This window comes from Zavarzinella formosa DSM 19928 (assembly GCF_000255705.1).
In the GTDB taxonomy this organism is placed as follows: Bacteria; Planctomycetota; Planctomycetia; order Gemmatales; family Gemmataceae; genus Zavarzinella; species Zavarzinella formosa.
Genome location: NZ_JH636442.1, coordinates 471,368 through 487,559, shown reverse-complemented (window position 1 = coordinate 487,559; position 16,192 = coordinate 471,368). Strand labels below are relative to the sequence as shown.

Here is a 16,192-nt window from a genome sequence, read left to right as displayed (position 1 = left end):
TCAGGCCACACAAGTATTCACTGCCGACGAACTAGCATAATGCCCCAGAGCTGACCGCCGGAATCTCTTGCTCATTGCCTGTTGCAGCAAATCCGAAACAACCTTTGAACTCCCCAACGATCCGGCGCTCGTCCCCGGACTTGTGGCTTACATCTGCGATGCGATGGCGATGATGAAATTGTGCGAGGAGAAAATCCTCATACGAATCTCAATCGCCCTCACCGAGGCGATTGACAATGCCCTGCATCACGGGAATCTGGAACTGAGTTCATCGCTCCGCGAAGGGGACGGTTCGCAATGGCGCGAGACCGGGGCTTTGCGGCGAACCGTCTCTCCTTACAGGGATCGTCGCATTCATGTGTCGGTTTCGGTGAACCGTCAACGGGCCTTGGTGGTGATTCGGGACGAGGGGCCGGGCTTCGATGTGTCAATACTGCCCGATCCGACCGACTGGGAGAATACGGAACGCCCCAGCGGGCGCGGGGTGTTCCTGATGCGGGCGTTCATGGACGAAGTGACTTACAACCCGCAGGGCAACGAACTGACACTGGTGAAGCACCGGCAAAAGTGAGTCACGCCCGGCCGGACAGGATTTGGATCATCGGGGCGATGCGTTCCAACGGCAGGATATGGGCGGCGGCATTCATCTCGGCCGCCGCCAGGGGCATCCCGTATACCACGCAACTTCCACGATCTTGGGCAATGGTGCTCCAACCGGCTTGGCGCAATTGCAAAAGTCCCTTCGCTCCGTCGGTACCCATGCCGGTCAGCAACACGCCAATGCCGGGGTTTGGCCAGTGATTGCACACGCTGCCGAACAACACGTCCACAGACGGGCGATACGGATAAGCCGCCGGTTCTTTCGAGTAATCCAGCCGACGATTGGCGGTCATCATCATGTGGTCGTTGGTGCAGGCCAGATGGATCGACCCCGGAATCATTTCCATGTCCGGAGTGACCGCATGAACCGGCAAAGCCGTGTGCCGCTGCAACCACTTGGCCATGTTCGGAGCAAAATCGGCGTCGATATGCTGGGCGATCAACACGATGCCGGGATATCCCGCCGGAAGGTCGCCGATGATTTTCGCGATGGCCTGCGGCCCCCCGGTGGAAGCGCCGATGACGATCATCGGCGGCAGGGCATCCGGATTGGTTGAAAGATTTGTCGCGGGAAGCACGTTTTTCGCCAGCATGGTCGGAGTCGCCTTCCGGCCTCGCGCGATCTTTTCGAGTTTCGCAATGAGTGACTCGCCATCAACGATGCGGCCGCTGGCCCCCATTGTCGGCGTGTTGACGGCATCCAAGCCGCCGTGCCCCATTGCCTCGAAGACTTTGTTGAAGTTCCCGCTCACACTGCCGGTCACCAACAAGATCGGGCAGGGATTTCGCGACATGATGGAACGGGTGGCCTCCACACCATCGACGCCCGGCATCACGAGATCCATGAGAATGGCATCCGGCCGGTCAATCCCCGCCTGCCGGATGGCTTGCTCGCCGTTCTCGGCCACCCAAGCCACGGTGTAGCCCGGCACCGAGAGGACCGTTCGTTTCAGAACCTCCCGAGCCAGTGCCATATCGTTGACGATGGCCACTCTCATCAGTTCGACTCTCTCATGGGGCGTCAAATCATCCTGGCCGCTGACGGTCGTTCGCGTGTTCCCAAGTCAGAGAGGAGGGGAACCGAACACCAGATGGGAAAATTCAACCCGCATCGGCCAACGGGTGTCTCCTGTTACTATTGCCGAACGAGCAAACTTTGAACAGCCCGGACAAACGTATTATCATGGAAACTACTTTTCATGAGGTAGAAATTAGCCCCCAAGTCGATTCCCCGCTGCCGGTCCTCGTCGCGATCCTTGTACGACACCACAATCACCGGAATATTCCGGAACTGGGAATCAGTTCGGATCAACCGAAGTAATTCCAAGCCGGTCATCCGGGGCATGTCGATATCCGTGACCACCAAATCATAGTCGCCGGTACGGAGTTTGTTCCACCCGTCCTGCCCGTCGTTGGCGAGGGTCACTTGCAGGCCCATTTGCCGAAGCAATTGCTTCTCCACTTCGCGGACGGTGGCCGAGTCGTCCACCACCAAGACGTTTCCACGACTCGGGCCAGCCCCGGCGGCGGTATCCCGACGCGACAGCCGAAGAACGTTGCCGGTTTGGATGAACGAGTCCATCGAGCGAATCATGTCCTCCACATCCGCGATCAACACCGGGAGGCCGTCGTCAAGAATCGCGGCGGCGGCGATGTTCGGAACCTTTCCAAGCCTCGGGTCCAGCGGCCGCACCACCAAATCTTGTTCCCCGGTGAAGGAATCGACAATCAACCCATATTGCCCGGTGCTGTCAGAAAGGAGGATGACGGACAGCGTTTCATTGGAGCGGGATTGGTTCCCCAAATCCAGAATCTGGGCCGCCAGCACCAAGCCGATGTTATGCCCGTCGATGGCGACATACTGACGGTTCTCAAGCGAGCGCACATCGCTCACCGGAATGCGAAGCAACCGGTCGATGCGGTTGTGCGGAAAGGCATACGAATCTCCGCCGATGACCACCAGAACCGCCCGGACGACGGAGAGGGTGATCGGCAATTGCAAATGGAAGGTGGTCCCCTGCCCGAAGCGGGTGGTGATACGAACCGTCCCGCCGACGGTGCGGATCATCTCCTGAACGACATCAAGCCCGACCCCCCGGCCGGAATATTCGCTGACGGCCGAGGCCGTCGAAAAGCCGGGCAAAAATAGAAACTCCAGCAATTCCGCTTCGGAAAGCGACCCGGCCATCTCGGGGGGAACCATGCCGCGATCCACGATCTTGCGGCGAACCCGTTCCGGGTCGATGCCCCGGCCGTCGTCCGTCACCGTGATCGCCAGCGTCCCCGACCGGTGACGGGCTTCCAGCCGGATGACGCCGCCTTCTGGCTTCCCGGCCGCGCGGCGTTCCTCGGGGGTCTCCATCCCGTGATCCACGGAGTTGCGAATCATGTGATTCAGCGGAGATTCCAGTTTCTCCAGAATGTCCCGATCCACATCCGTGGATTGGCCCAAAATGTCCAACCGCACTTGCTTGCCAAGCGTCCGGGCCATGTCTCGCACAAGCCGGGGAAATGATTGAGTGCCATCCGCAAACGGCCGCATCCGGCTGGCGATCACCTCCCGGTAAAGCCGACTGTTCAGGTCGTCGGCGGAGGCCGCCCGGTCCTCGAATTCGCCGATCCGGCCGGAGACGGTCTGATGGCACTCGCCGAGTTGCTTGCGCGCTTCCTCGATCAATCGGGTCAGCGTGTCCGGGCGGTCGCCGACACTGATCCGCTCGGCCAGCACATCGATCGTTTCGCCGAGGATGTCTTGCTGTTTTTTGAGGCGGATCAACGAGGCGGCAAAAGGTTGCAGCCAGCGGGCCTGCACAAGCGACTCACCCGCCAAGCCCATCAAGCGGTTCAACCGGGCGGCGGTCACCCGAACCACGGGTTCGTCCGTCGGACGATCCGCCGCAACAGGTTCCGGCGGCTTCCCAACAGCCACCGGAACGACGGCCGGCGGCGGGGTAACAGGTACTGTCGCTGTCGTGGCGGGTTTGGTCGCCACCGCAACCGGTGATTCGCCTTTCAATATGGCGGCAAGCGTTTCTTTGAGCGGTTTCACACTCGCTTGCCGGGCGGCTGTCCAACCGGCAATGCCGCTCTCCGTGATTTCCGCAAGGGAGGCGAACACATCCGTGGCCGCCAAAAACACGTCGATATCCGCAGGACGCAGGAGAATCTTGCCCTTTTGGGCGGCGACGAACACATCCTCCATGACGTGGGCCAATTCCACCGCCAAATCGATGGAGACAATCCGGGCCGATCCTTTGATCGAATGGGCCGCCCGCATCAACGGTTCGATTCGCTGCGGATTCGCGACATCATTCTCCAGTTCCAGAATGCCGTTGCTCAGGGCATTCGCGTGGGAACGAACCTCGTCCCGGAACAAGTCAAACAAGGAAAACGGCATCGCCGAAAATGAAACCGGCGAAGGCTCTGCCAGGACGGGCACTGGTTCAACCGGCGCGGGCGGGGAAGCCTTTGCCAACGCAGGTTCCGGCCGCAAACCGGCAAGAGCCGCCACGATGGCCGATTCCTGCCGGGCGCCCCAATCTGCAACTTGAGCTTCCTTAAGATCAACAAGCCCGCCCAGAATATCCGTCGTTTGTCGCAAGGAATCGCGGACCCGGTCGTTCCACCCGGTTGATTGATTAAGGAGTTTTGACCCGCATTCTTCGATGCCTGCCGCAAGAGTGGCGGCGGCATCGACGCCGACGATCCGGGCAGCCCCGCGAATCGCACGGGCCGCCTCCAACACCGTTGTCCATGCCGGCCCGGCTTCCGGCGAATTCAAATCCGGAAGCGAGGCGGCAATCGCGGCAAGCCCCTGCCGGACTTCCTCCCGGAAGACGTCGAAGAGCGAGCTATCTTCGGCTTCGTCGTTCATGTGAGCCTGGCCCGCAGGGCATCAAACAGTTTGACTTCATCGAGCAACCCGGTCATCCGACCATCCCCGACCAGCACACCACGAGAAAATCGGCCCGTCGAGCGGGCGACCGTGGTGGGGACCGGCAGCAATTCCGTGGCCGGAAATCGCCGCACCCGGTCCACTTCGTTGACGACGAAGGCCCAGAGGTTGTTGGGTGTTCCCGCGACCAATAGCCGAGATTTGCGGGTCATCGGAATTTCCTCTCCCGGCGGGGTGAGGCCGACAAGTTCGTCCACGCGGACCAGCAGATGCAGTTCTCCGCGAATATTAATGATGCCGTCGAGCAAACCACCGCGATGGGGGACACGATGGAAGGGTCGGGGCAGCGTGACCTCTGCCACACAGGCCACCGGCAGCGCCAGCCACTCGTCCCGCATTCGGAAGATCAACACATTTTCAAGATCACGCCCCGCCTCGGGGATCGGTTCGGCCAGTCGCTCTGTCCATTCGGCCAGATAACCTGGCGGGGAAATGTTGTCCAGAAACCGCCGACCGGCCGCCGAAAACACATGGCAGTTGTGGCAATGATCGTACTTCGCCAGTTCCCGGCAGGAGTGGTCCCCCCGCACGCCAATGGTGTTCCAGCAATCCGTGCCGTCGGCCCGATGGCTCTCCGGGCCGGAACGCATCACCAGCAACGGCCGCCGATGCTGACCGGAGGACCTGATGGCGTGTTTGCGTGATTCGACGACTGATTCGGACGCCGCCGATTCCGGCAACGTTTCCTCGATTTGAACCGGAGCCGCCCGCCGGGGTGTTCTTCCCGCGACGACGAGGGGAGTTGTCGCCCCCGCCATCAATGCGGAAACGTGTTGAAACAGACATGCGCCTTCCGGGCCAAATCGTTTCCAATTTGGTTCGGCCAGTTCGCTCGATTCCGCATGACCAAGGCCGAGCAGACCATCAAGGGCCAAAAGTCGCGACAAGTTTTGCAGGGCAACTTTCCGTGCCGAGGGGGTGAAATAGATGAAGACATTCCGGCAGCAAATCAAATCGTAGGGCAGCTCTTCTCCGAGGAAAAACGGGTCCATCAGATTGCCGACGCGAAAATTCACCGCCCCCCGGATGCCCGGTTGAATCTCCCAAAGGCCGCCCCCGGTCGGCCGGAAAAAGCTGCTTCGCAGTTCCTGATCGGTTTGCCGGAAGGAAAAATCGCCGTATTTCCCCAGCCTCGCGATGTCGATGTTCCGCGTGCTGAGGTCAACCGCGTCAATCCGGTAAGAATGCGAGGGAACCCCCGCCCGTTCGAGGGCAATGGCGATGGAATAGGGTTCCTCTCCGGTTCCGCACGCCGCGCTGAGGATGCGAACCGGCGTCACCTGCCTGGCCAACGCCAGTTGGCGGACGAACGGAATCACCGTCTCGAAAAAATCAGCGCCGCGATAAAACCACGTTTCGGAAACCACAATGTCGTTGATGAGCGATTGAAGCTCATTCGCATCCGCGCTCAACCGGATGGCATAAGCCGCCTCGTCGAAAACTCCGAGAACCCGCATCCGACCGTCGATGGCCGCATTCAGCGCGTGTTCCCCCAACGAATCGGGGTTCAGGCCGATCCGGCGGGTGAGTTCGGAGATGGTGGCCGGATGTCTCATGAGTCCGTCGAATGGCACAGGGCGGATAGTTGCTGCCGATACGCCGCCGGGATCACGCGATCCAACACGGCCAGGTGCATGATTCCCTCTGCGTCCACGATCACCGGACCAAGGTCCGGCCGGGAAGAGTCGCTGTTCCCCGAGGAACCGTTGCCCATCGAAGGGAGTTCCCGAATGTCAGCCACCTGCCCCGCGAGCAGGCCGATCAGGCGTTCACGGGGATCGCCGGGCAACGGCACCAAGATAATCCGGCTGCTGAGAAAATCCGGGCAATTGCCGACGGCAATGAGTTTGTGAAGATCGACCACGGGGACCACCTGCCCGCGATAGACGAACACCCCGGCGAGCCAGGACGGGCCGAAGGGGGCTGGTTTCAAATTCACGCGCGGAACCACTTCCTTGATCTCCCGCACTCCGAGAGCAAGACGGTTCGGCCCGATTTGGAAGGTCAGCGCCAGCATCGTCGGTTCCCTGACTGCTCAGACCGTGAAACGGGCAATTTCATGGTTCAAATTCTCGACGGCCGACCGCAGGTGAGCAGTGGCTTTCTGGAACTCCTGAAGGGAGGCCGAGGTTTCCTTCGTGCCGGAGGAGACGCTCACCATCGCATCGTTGATCTGTTGGGCGCCAATCGACTGGTTCTTCATCCCCTCGTTCACCAACCGGAATCGGTCGTTCAGGCCACGAACTTCCTCGATGATCTGGCCGGTCTGCCCGTTGATCTCGGCCACCCGGTTCACGCCGGTCTTCACCTCGTCGCTGAACTGATCCATCTGCATCACTCCGGCCGACACCGCATCGTGCATGTGCCGAACCATGTTTTCAATGTCCAGCGTGGCCACGGCCGTCTGATCGGCCAGCCGACGAATTTCGCGGGCCACCACCAAGAACCCCCGGCCGTATTCCCCGGCCTTCTCGGCCTCGATGGCCGCGTTAATGGACAACAGGTTCGTCTGGTCGGCCACTTTCGTGATCGTCGTCACCACCAGATTGATGTTGTCGGCCTTCTCCCGGATCGTTGTCAGTTTGGAGGAAATCGCGGAAGTCGATTCCACAAGTTGCTGCATGGTCATTTCCATGCCTGCCAGACGACTGCGACCGCTGAGAGCCAAGGCCGAGGTATGATTGGCCTTGTCGCTCACCTCGCTCATCGTGCCGACCAAATCATTGGAAGTGGCGGAAATTTCCCGGACGGCCGCCGCGATTTGGGTGGTGGAACTCCCGAGATGCTGCATCGTCGATTCTTGTTGCCGGGCCGTGGCGTTGATCTCGGAGGCCGTCGATAGGAGTTGCACGCTGGCCTCCCGCACCTTGGCCACCACGGTCTGAATCTTGGCGATCATGGCGTTGATGCCGGACGCCAGTTGCCCCATTTCGTCGCCGCCTTTCACCTCAATGCGGGCGGTCAGATCGGAGGCCCCGCCGGCCATCTCGTTGACTCGTTTCAACAAAACATCCGTGGATTCATGGATGCCGCTGATGGTTGACCAGCCGACGAGAAACATGGAGATGATCGAGACGGCCGTGAGAACCAGCAGGAAGATTTGCCAAAACTCACCCGTGGCGGCAGCTTTCTGTTCGGCCGTGTTGGTCAATTCCCGCAGGCGTTCCCCGGCGGCGAGAACCGCCTTGGCATGCTCTTTGAAGAGCGGGGCCAATTTCTCCCTTAAAATCTTGCTCGCGGCCGTTCTTTCTTGAGGAGTGCCCCCGAGAAGCGGAAAATATTCCTGAAGGGCAATGGCCGAAAAACGCACGAGGGGTTCGTGCATGTCACGTTCGAGAAGTTTCTTAAGCTGGTCGTCCACAATCACATTTTTCAAGTAATAATCACGTCGTTCGTCATGCAGACGTATCCCGTCCCGGAACTTTACGCGGCCGGATTCGATTGCCGCCTTGTCGGTTTCCGTCTCCATTTCCTGGAGGATCATGTACGATTCGGAGACATAAATCGACGGCGGGAGCAATTCGGTCAACAATTCCTTCCGATCAACCACATACTTATAAAGCGGGCCGTTCACCCCAAAACGATGCAAAAGGACATCGGCAATCGCCAGCGTGACTGTCAGGGAGGCGATGGCAAACACCACCAAAAACTGCAACTTCCGCCGAATGGTGAGGTTGCGAAACGAGATCATGCGTCGATACCTCGGGGGCAGTCACAAGGGGTGTCATTCATTAGAATTCGTAGGCGCGGCCATCACAAACAAAACCGCCGGTTCAAGCAGGGAAATCTTGCGAGGAATTTCTGGTTGTGCCGGTTGTGCCATCAAAACCGAACTTCAACCATCGAATAATCATCGTTTAGAATGTCGCCGCCCCGAATGATTTTCACATGCTCGTACAAGCGGTCCATCACGCTCGGCGGCTTGTCATCCTGGGCTTTGATGAACTCGACAAACTCCGGATAGTGCCACATACCGCCGCCGGGCTTGTCGATCTCGAAGACACCATCGCTGAACAGAAGCAACCGGGCGAACGGCTGCAGAATGACTTCCTCGGTGTCGAATTCCCACTCGGGGACCATGCCGACCGCGAAGCTCGATGATTCGAGGGATTTCAACTCGGCTGTGTCGCAACATGGCCCGTTGAACAACAGCGGAGCCGGATGCCCCGCATTGCTAAAGCGGAGCTTTCGCGTGGGAACGTCGAACACGCCGTACCAGATGGTGAAATACTTCTCGTTCTGCTTTTCCATCTGGAACACGTCGTTGAGTCGTTTCAAGACGCCCCCCGGATCGGCAAAGTCGGTGTCCGGCAGCGAACGATTGGAAATCACATTCCCGGCGGAAACAGCCAACAGAGCAGAGCCGACGCCGTGCCCGCTGACATCCAGCAAGTAAACGACCAGCTTTTCCGGGTCCAGCCAATGGTAGCCGAACATGTCCCCCGCCAGTTGGCTGGACGGGACAAACTTCCAAGAGGCGACCACCGCCCCGGCGAGTGGTTTCGGCAGCAAAGACTGCACATACCGGGCGGCCGTCGCCAGTTCCTCGGCCATTTGGTGTTGGGTGGCGGCCAGCGTCCGATAGGCTTCGTTTCGTTCCAACAAAGTCAGATAAGCCCGCGAGTGGTATTTCACACGGGCGACCAGTTCCAGTTTGTCCGGGAGTTTGACCAGATAGTCGTTTGCCCCCAAGCCAAACGCCTTGGCCTTGATGACTGCCTCTTCCTTGCTGGAGAGAACAATCATTGGCGTTTCACGGGTTGCCTTGTTCGCCCGGAAGTATTTCACCAGCAACAGCCCGTCGATTTCGGGCATCACCAAATCAAGCAGGATCACCGTGGGCCGGATAGCGTTCGCCATCGGAATGGCCTTCGCTGGGTCCATGCAATGATGGAATTCAAGGTTGGGCAATTCAGCCAGCATGAACCGGATGGATTCGCCCACGATGGCTTGATCGTCCACCAACAGGACAACGGTGGGATGGGGTTCCGTGGCTGCCGCCACGCGGGAAGTCGCGGACATCGCCACCGCCTGATCGACGTAACACACTTGGAATTGATGAGTTAACGATTAACATATCATGGATTGGCGCGGTGTCACGGCAAAGGAGTCACCATCCGGGGAAAATCTTCCTAAACTATCGGGATTCTCCGAACTGCCGACACTGATGGATGGGTTCATGCCAGCCGAAGGATCTTCACCGCCCGTCACCGCCAGCGACACACTGCTCACTCGAACCTATGTCGGATTGCTGGCCGCCCAGTTTCTGGCGGCGTTCAACGATCAGGCCATCCATGCCTCGTCGATGTTTTTCGCCATCAACACCCAGACGCTGACGGAATCACAGGCCATCTCGTTGATGCCGATCCTGTTTTACGCGCCGTGGGCGTTGTTTTGCACACTGGCCGGGTTTCTTGCTGATCGTTTCAGCAAGCGGAATTCACTTGTCGCCTGGAAAATCGCCGAAGTGGCCATCACGGGCATCGCCCTGTTTGGTTTCTGGCTCGGCACGGAAGGGGGTTCGCCATCGACCGGCACTTGGGTCGTCCTCTCCACCGTCTTTTTAATGGGAACCCATTCAGCCTTCTTCGTTCCGGCGAAGTACGGCGTGATGCCGGAAATCCTGCCTCCCCACCTGCTTTCGCGCGGAAACGGCCTGCTGGAATCCCTCTCGTTTCTGGCGGTGATCTTGGGGACGGTGTCCGGCGGGGTGATGTCCTTCGTGTTTTTGCGGCGGGAAACAAATATCGGGGTGGTGTTGCTCGGATTGGCCATTATCGGGGCCATCGCTTCGATGCTGATCCGCAAAATGCCGGCGGCCAACCCGCATTTGAAGTTTCCCCCGTACCTGTACGCGCCATTGTGGAAGAATTTGAAGATCATGCTGACCTCCCGCCCGCTGTCGTTTGCGGTGATCGGGATCGCGTTCTTCACGTTCATCGTCGCCTTCATGCGGGCGACCGTGTATATGTTCGGCGAAAGCCAGGTTCCCCGCTGGGATGAACTAAAAACCAGCGCCGTCGTCGGCACGGTCGCCTTGGGCGTCGGCTTGGGAAGCCCGCTGGCTGGTTGGCTGTCGGGCAAAAAAGTGGAACTCGGCCTCATCCCTCTCGGGGCGGCCGGGATGATCGCCGGTTGCGTGATGGCGGCCTTCTCACTGAACTACCTTCCGGGGTTTGTGGCTTGTACCATCCTGATCGGAACTTGCACCGGGTTTTATCTTGTCCCCCTCTTCACGCTCCTGCAACACCGGGCGCCGAAGACCAGCAAAGGGGACATCGTCGCCAGCAGCAACTTTGTGAACGTCACCGGGGCCATCGCCGCCTCGGTGTTGTTCGCCGGGTTGGTGGCGGCCGCCAAGGCCACCGGGTTCTTGCCGTTGGTGAAGGTAAAGGAGGGAATTGCCACCGGACGATTGGAAGAGAAACAACTTTCGCACGGCCGCCCCGTGTATTTGCGGATCGGTGATCGAGAAATCGGGTGGCGAAAACACGCTGACGAGAATTTGCTGAATCACCTGTTTGGCGAAAAATCAACCATCATTCCCCCAGAAATCGAACTCTCCCGCAATGTCGCCATCGGGGATGAAGTCATCGTTGACTATCACACTCTCAACGACGTTGAACATTTTTCCGTTCGCGGGATTCAGGAGCGTTCGCATCCGCATTACGACGCCCAGAAATTGCCGCAATTTCTCTTCGGCGGGGCCGGGTTGATGACCTTCGGCGTCTTGCTCATTTTGATGTGGCGGGTGCGCGACCTCCCCCGGCGGTCGCGGTCGCTGTTGCGGGGGTTGTTTGGCCGGAAATACGTGATCTCCGACGGTCACCACATTCCGGGGGATCTTCCCACCATCTTGTTGATGCCTCTGGTCGATCCGGGGTTGCGGGACATGATCTTTTCCGAGGTGGATCGCACGGTGATGTTGTTCGAGGCCGCCGGGAACAACTTCGCCGTTCAACTCGAACAGGAATTAATACGAGGACGAGTTCCCGCCGTGCCGGCCGATGTTCCCCTTCCGGCAATCAACGGATTCCCGGTCGTGACGATTGTGCGAGTGCTTGTCGAAGGCCATCATGTGCGGTTTGTTTGAACGGGACCATTGACCAATGGTTGACAACCCCCCGCCAAGTGGTTAGTTATGAACACCAACGCCCGCTGAATCTTGTTTGCTTCAATGACAAATCATTCACACTCCGATGAGGAATCCGCCATCCTCGCCGCCTGTCAGGAGGCGATTGGGTACCAGTTCAATCAAGTGGAATTGCTCCGCGAAGCCCTTACGCACTCCTCCGGGGCAAACACCCGATTGCGTTCCAATGAACGTCAGGAGTTCCTCGGGGACGCGGTTCTCGGGCTGGTCTGCGTCGAACAACTTTACCGTCGCTTCCCGGAGTACGAAGAAGGGGATATGACCAAGGTGAAATCGGCCGTGGTCAGCCGTCTCTCTTGCGCGAAGTTCAGCCAGTCTCTTTCGCTCGGCAGTTATCTGTTTCTGGGGCGGGGGCTGACCCCCAATTCCAAGTTGCCGAGCAACATGCTCGCGGATTTGTTTGAGGCCGTCGTCGGGGCGATGTACCTTGATGGCGGCATCCCGGCCGCCCAACCGTTCATTCTGCGGTTTCTGGATCCGGAAATCGACGAGGTGATCCGGGACAGCGCCCATAACAATTACAAATCGCTGCTTCAACAAGTCGCCCAGCAGGAATATGGCAGCGTGCCCCGTTACAATGTTCTGGATGAACAGGGGCCGGATCATCAACGGTCGTTCAAGATCGCCGTGGTGATTTCCCACGAACGTTATCCGGCCGCCTGGGGCCCGAACAAGAAGAGCGCCGAATCTCGGGCGGCCCAAAACGCCCTGGCCCGCATCAACGGCGAGAAAATCCCCTTCGACCTCGACACCGACTGACTCCAATGCCGATGCCGCCCCACGAGATTATCTGCTACGCTCCCGGTTGCGGAAAACCGGCCGTCTTTAAGATCGCGGCCAGATGGAGCGACGGGGTGACGCGGGAATTGAAAACATACTCTCTGTCATGTGCCGATTGCCGAGATGTCTTGTTCGACCAGGCGATGGCCAAGAAGGGAACCTGTCGGCTGACCACCGGTGAAACCCTGAGCGAACCCGAGGTTTTTGATCTGGTGCGGGGCCGACGGGACCATGATTTGATGGGCGGTCCCAAGCCGAACCAGCCCGGATAACGTCAACTTTCCCCGCCGGACCCTTCAACTTTCGTTTCCTTGGCCGCAGCCGCCGAACTGAGAGCCTTGTTGACCGCTTCCAAAAGCCGGTCCATCGCAAACGGTTTGCGGATGTAATCCACCACCCCGAGATATTCCGCGTAGGCCTTGTGACGGCTGCCTTCGTTGGCGGTCATCATAATCATCGGGGGCACATCCGGTTTGCCCCGAAAATGCTCCAGCACCGGGTAGCCGCCCATGCCGGGCATCATCATGTCGAGGATCACCAGATCGGGGGTCTGGTTGTAAATCGCCGTCTTGGCCTGATGCCCGTTGTTGGCCGCCAGCACATGGAAACCATGCTTTTCCAAGAGGGTGCGAAGACCATCAAGCAATTCCCGGTCGTCATCGACGAGCAGGATCGTTTTGTTTTCGGCCATGAGGCACTTTCCTCTCCGCTATTGATTGTTCAAGGATATCACGCTTCGGCCAACAGGACAACAACGGACAACCGACCTTTTCCCGAAGTCCCGTCACGGGATACAACATACTGACTTCATGAGGGCCGGGAGCGGACATGTCGGTGACTTTCCACACACTCGCCAGCGGCAGCGGAGGGAACAGTGCCCTCCTCCGGGCTGACGGGTTTGGCGTGCTCATCGACGTCGGCCTCGACGAACGCCTGATTGCCCACCGACTCGCGGCCATTGGCTTCGGCTGGCGGGATGTGAATGCCGTTTTGCTCACGCACGCGCATTCCGACCATTGGACCGATTTATCCCTCGGCCAGATTAGACGTTTGAGCGTGCCGTTTTATTGCCACCCGGATCACGAACCGGCCATCAACCGATATGGGGGAGAGTTTGAACCGCTTCGCAAGGCGGGACTCGTTTTTTCGTTTCAACAGTCAATTCCGTTCCTCCTGAACCCATTGATAACCGTCACACCGATCCGTGTTCCACATGACAGCGAGCCAACCTTCGGATTTCGCATCGACGGCCTGACCGCCGCCGGGCAGGAATGGTCCGTCGGCTATGCGTCCGATCTTGGGGAAGTTCCCGAGGAATTGTTCACGGCCTTCCGGGAAGTGGACCTGCTCGCCTTGGAGTTCAATCACGACGAGACCATGCAACGAAACAGCGGCCGGCCGCGACGGTTGATCCAACGAGTGCTCGGGGCCGCCGGGCATTTATCAAACACCCAAGCAACCGAGGCGGTGCGGCGATTGCTGATGGAATCACCGTCGCCGCGTCTGCGTCATGTCGTGCAACTTCATTTGAGCAAAGACTGCAACAAACCGTTGATCGCGGCCACAACCGCTCAAAAGATGATTGATGAGTTAAAGGCCCCTGTCCGGCTCACAACGGCCTCGCAAAACTCCCCGTCGGCCACACTGACCATCGTTGACTGACAAACGGCCACCCCATTTTGCCCCGCTTCCATTCTGGTTCAATCTTGGGAAAATTTGCCGGTTGTAAGCATTCATCCCCGTCTTTCCAGTTCTTCCACGCCTCCGGGATTGAGGAATATTCCCTTTGCTGCCGATTCTAAGGGAGCGTGAGGTTTGGGAACGGATTCCCGATCCGCGCAGGCGCGGGAGAGCCGACATGAAGCGACAGGGATGGGCACTTTGCATCGGGATGGTGGTCGGAGGAACGGCGGTTGCCCAACCGCCCGCCGACGGTGAACGATATCCCCCCGCGCCGGAAATGCCCGGCGTGGTGATTTCCAAACCGTCCGGAGACCGGCCGACCGTGACCGTCACGGAAATGAATGTCAAACCCGTGACCTATCAAAACACGGCTCCGGTCCTGCCCGCGCCGACATTGACGGCCACGCAGTTGCCATACACAAACGTGGCCACCGTCCAAGTCGCCCCCGTGCCGGTCGCCACAGGCGTGAAACCGGTTAATGGAGTCGTGGCTCCGGCTGGCAAAAACGTGGTTTCGGCCAGCAACGTGGCTCCGGTCAACAAGGTCATGACACCGGTCAGCGGCATGGCCCCGGCCAGCAAGGTAATGACGCCGCCGAAACCCGTCCAAGCACCCATCCAGACATCGAACGTCGGCGTCGGCATGCGTTCGTACAGCCAAATCGTTCCCGTGAAAGCGGAAGCGCCTTCCAACCCGTTATCGCCCGATCTGACGGTTCCTTATGAGGGAATGCCGGCAAAGCTTCCCCCGGCCGTGCCTGACTTGGTTGTTCCTTACGAGGGGATGCCTGGGATAACCGTATCGTCGAAACAGGGAACGGTCGTCCCGGCAAGTCATGGAATGATGGTTCCCCAAAGTCAGGGAATGATGGCCCCGCCGATGATGACCGGCGGTTGTGCCACTCCGGCCTGCGGTGGTGATCCAAACGGACATGGGATGGGTGAATTTCCTAGTTTCGGAAAAATCGCCGAATGGTTCTGCTTCCATTCCTCCTCGAAGCAGACCGGATGTTATCCATACCCCTACCACCCGAACCTGACCGCTTGGTTCCCTTGCAATCCGGGCGCTGGCGGATGCTCAAGTTGTGCAATGCCGTCAGCCGGATGTGCGAGCGGACATTGCGGCAGCCAGATGATTCCCATGGGAACGCCAGCGGGCTACCCGGTGGGAATGCAGATGGGCATCCCGGCGGGGACGCCGCCGGGCACCCCGGTTGGAACCGTGTCGACCGGCCCGGTCGATGTCTCCGGCGGGCCATCCATCCGGCCCGTTTACAATGTCGAACTGCGTCGGGTCAGCGGGCAGGCCCCTGTCAACGGGCAAACGCCAGCCAATACACCGGTGGCGCCCCAACCTGATCCGCTCATGAACTTCAAAAAGATGGATGGCATGAGTTTCACCCCCGGCGGATCGCCGATGGCCGCCCCGGTGGTGTCGCGGCCGAGGTAATTTCAAGGCCATGAAAACGACACAAGCCACGCTCGAAAAAGCGTGGCTTGTGTCGTTTTCATAATCGCCTAATCGACTATCTATTCTTCAGGCCGCCCGCCGGGACGGCGAGAACCGGGCCGGGGCCCATCTTGGTGGCCCCTTCCAATTCAAATTGTTTCCCTTCACTCTCTTTGATGCCCGCCGGGGGAATCCGGCCGCCGGGGGGATTCGTGTTCATCGGCGGGGCAGTCATCATGCCTCCCGAACCGGGCACGCCCATCATCGGACCGGAAATCACCGGGCCGCCGGACATCCCCCCCGCGTTACAACTGTCACAGCCCGGCGCGCCCCCTCCGGTTGTCATCATCATTGGATAGCCCGCCGTGCTGTCCGTTTCGTTACCGTGGAACAGGGCATGGAGACGGGGGAAGCACGGCCGTTCCTTGTGGCAGAAGATGCCGCATCCGGGCATCACCGCGAGGATCAGGAAAGCCGTGGCGATTAATCGGATACGGATCATGGGGGTGATGTCCCTTTGAGGGAGCCAGCGCTGGGAAAACCGGGTGTTTCGGATGTCCGCGAAACGCCC

At 59.3% G+C, this 16,192-nt stretch carries 14 protein-coding genes; 6 read left to right on the top strand and 8 right to left on the bottom strand.

From position 1 onward, the window contains the following. Positions 1-67 precede the first annotated feature (67 nt). Positions 68-571 (top strand): ATP-binding protein, encoded by a 504-nt coding sequence (locus BGIM_RS52000; RefSeq protein ID WP_052639967.1) that lies wholly within the window; start codon positions 68-70, stop codon positions 569-571. 1 nt (position 572) lies between these two features. Here BGIM_RS52000 and cheB read toward each other — a convergent pair whose 3' ends face one another. The 6 genes from cheB to BGIM_RS0123190 form a co-directional block, all read right to left on the bottom strand. Then, positions 573-1,598 (bottom strand): chemotaxis-specific protein-glutamate methyltransferase CheB, encoded by a 1,026-nt coding sequence (gene cheB, locus BGIM_RS0123220; protein WP_020472123.1) that lies wholly within the window; start codon positions 1,596-1,598, stop codon positions 573-575. 137 nt (positions 1,599-1,735) lie between these two features. After that, positions 1,736-4,474, bottom strand: a complete 2,739-nt coding sequence (locus tag BGIM_RS0123215; RefSeq protein WP_020472122.1) for a hybrid sensor histidine kinase/response regulator — start codon at positions 4,472-4,474, stop codon at positions 1,736-1,738. After that, positions 4,471-6,111 carry a CheR family methyltransferase gene (locus tag BGIM_RS61480; RefSeq protein ID WP_052639965.1) on the bottom strand — a complete coding sequence of 547 codons (1,641 nt, stop codon included), beginning with the start codon at positions 6,109-6,111 and terminating at the stop codon, positions 4,471-4,473. The genes BGIM_RS0123215 and BGIM_RS61480 overlap by 4 nt, the downstream gene beginning before the upstream one ends. After that, the gene (locus tag BGIM_RS58095; RefSeq protein ID WP_020472121.1) at positions 6,108-6,572 is read right to left on the bottom strand and encodes a chemotaxis protein CheW; all 465 of its coding nucleotides are present in this window, start codon (positions 6,570-6,572) and stop codon (positions 6,108-6,110) included. Before BGIM_RS58095 ends, BGIM_RS61480 begins: the two co-directional genes overlap by 4 nt. An 18-nt stretch (positions 6,573-6,590) precedes the next feature. Continuing rightward, a complete protein-coding gene (locus tag BGIM_RS58090; RefSeq protein WP_020472120.1) occupies positions 6,591-8,246 on the bottom strand; it encodes a methyl-accepting chemotaxis protein in 1,656 nt (551 codons plus the stop codon). 131 nt (positions 8,247-8,377) lie between these two features. Further along, a complete protein-coding gene (locus tag BGIM_RS0123190; RefSeq protein ID WP_020472119.1) occupies positions 8,378-9,577 on the bottom strand; it encodes a fused response regulator/phosphatase in 1,200 nt (399 codons plus the stop codon). A gap of 157 nt (positions 9,578-9,734) precedes the next feature. Here BGIM_RS0123190 and BGIM_RS0123185 point away from each other — a divergent pair, with 157 nt between their 5' ends. The 3 genes from BGIM_RS0123185 (at position 9,735) to BGIM_RS0123175 (ending at position 12,760) form a co-directional block, all read left to right on the top strand. Next, complete coding sequence (locus BGIM_RS0123185) at positions 9,735-11,648, top strand: MFS transporter (protein WP_157369359.1); 1,914 nt, start codon at positions 9,735-9,737, stop codon at positions 11,646-11,648. An 84-nt stretch (positions 11,649-11,732) separates the two neighbouring features. Further along, positions 11,733-12,467 carry a ribonuclease III gene (rnc, locus tag BGIM_RS0123180; RefSeq protein WP_020472117.1) on the top strand — a complete coding sequence of 245 codons (735 nt, stop codon included), beginning with the start codon at positions 11,733-11,735 and terminating at the stop codon, positions 12,465-12,467. A gap of 5 nt (positions 12,468-12,472) precedes the next feature. Further along, a complete protein-coding gene (locus tag BGIM_RS0123175) occupies positions 12,473-12,760 on the top strand; it encodes a hypothetical protein (protein WP_020472116.1) in 288 nt (95 codons plus the stop codon). A gap of 2 nt (positions 12,761-12,762) precedes the next feature. On the opposite strand, the gene BGIM_RS51975 is transcribed toward BGIM_RS0123175, so the two are convergent. Next, complete coding sequence (locus tag BGIM_RS51975) at positions 12,763-13,179, bottom strand: response regulator transcription factor (protein ID WP_020472115.1); 417 nt, start codon at positions 13,177-13,179, stop codon at positions 12,763-12,765. 137 nt (positions 13,180-13,316) lie between these two features. Here BGIM_RS51975 and BGIM_RS51970 point away from each other — a divergent pair, with 137 nt between their 5' ends. Next, positions 13,317-14,150, top strand: a complete 834-nt coding sequence (locus BGIM_RS51970) for an MBL fold metallo-hydrolase (protein ID WP_020472114.1) — start codon at positions 13,317-13,319, stop codon at positions 14,148-14,150. Between the two features lie 196 nt (positions 14,151-14,346). Continuing rightward, the gene (locus tag BGIM_RS0123160) at positions 14,347-15,621 is read left to right on the top strand and encodes a hypothetical protein (protein ID WP_020472113.1); all 1,275 of its coding nucleotides are present in this window, start codon (positions 14,347-14,349) and stop codon (positions 15,619-15,621) included. A 76-nt stretch (positions 15,622-15,697) separates the two neighbouring features. Here BGIM_RS0123160 and BGIM_RS0123155 read toward each other — a convergent pair whose 3' ends face one another. After that, positions 15,698-16,123 carry a hypothetical protein gene (locus BGIM_RS0123155; protein WP_162136280.1) on the bottom strand — a complete coding sequence of 142 codons (426 nt, stop codon included), beginning with the start codon at positions 16,121-16,123 and terminating at the stop codon, positions 15,698-15,700. Between the last annotated feature and the right edge of the window lie 69 nt (positions 16,124-16,192).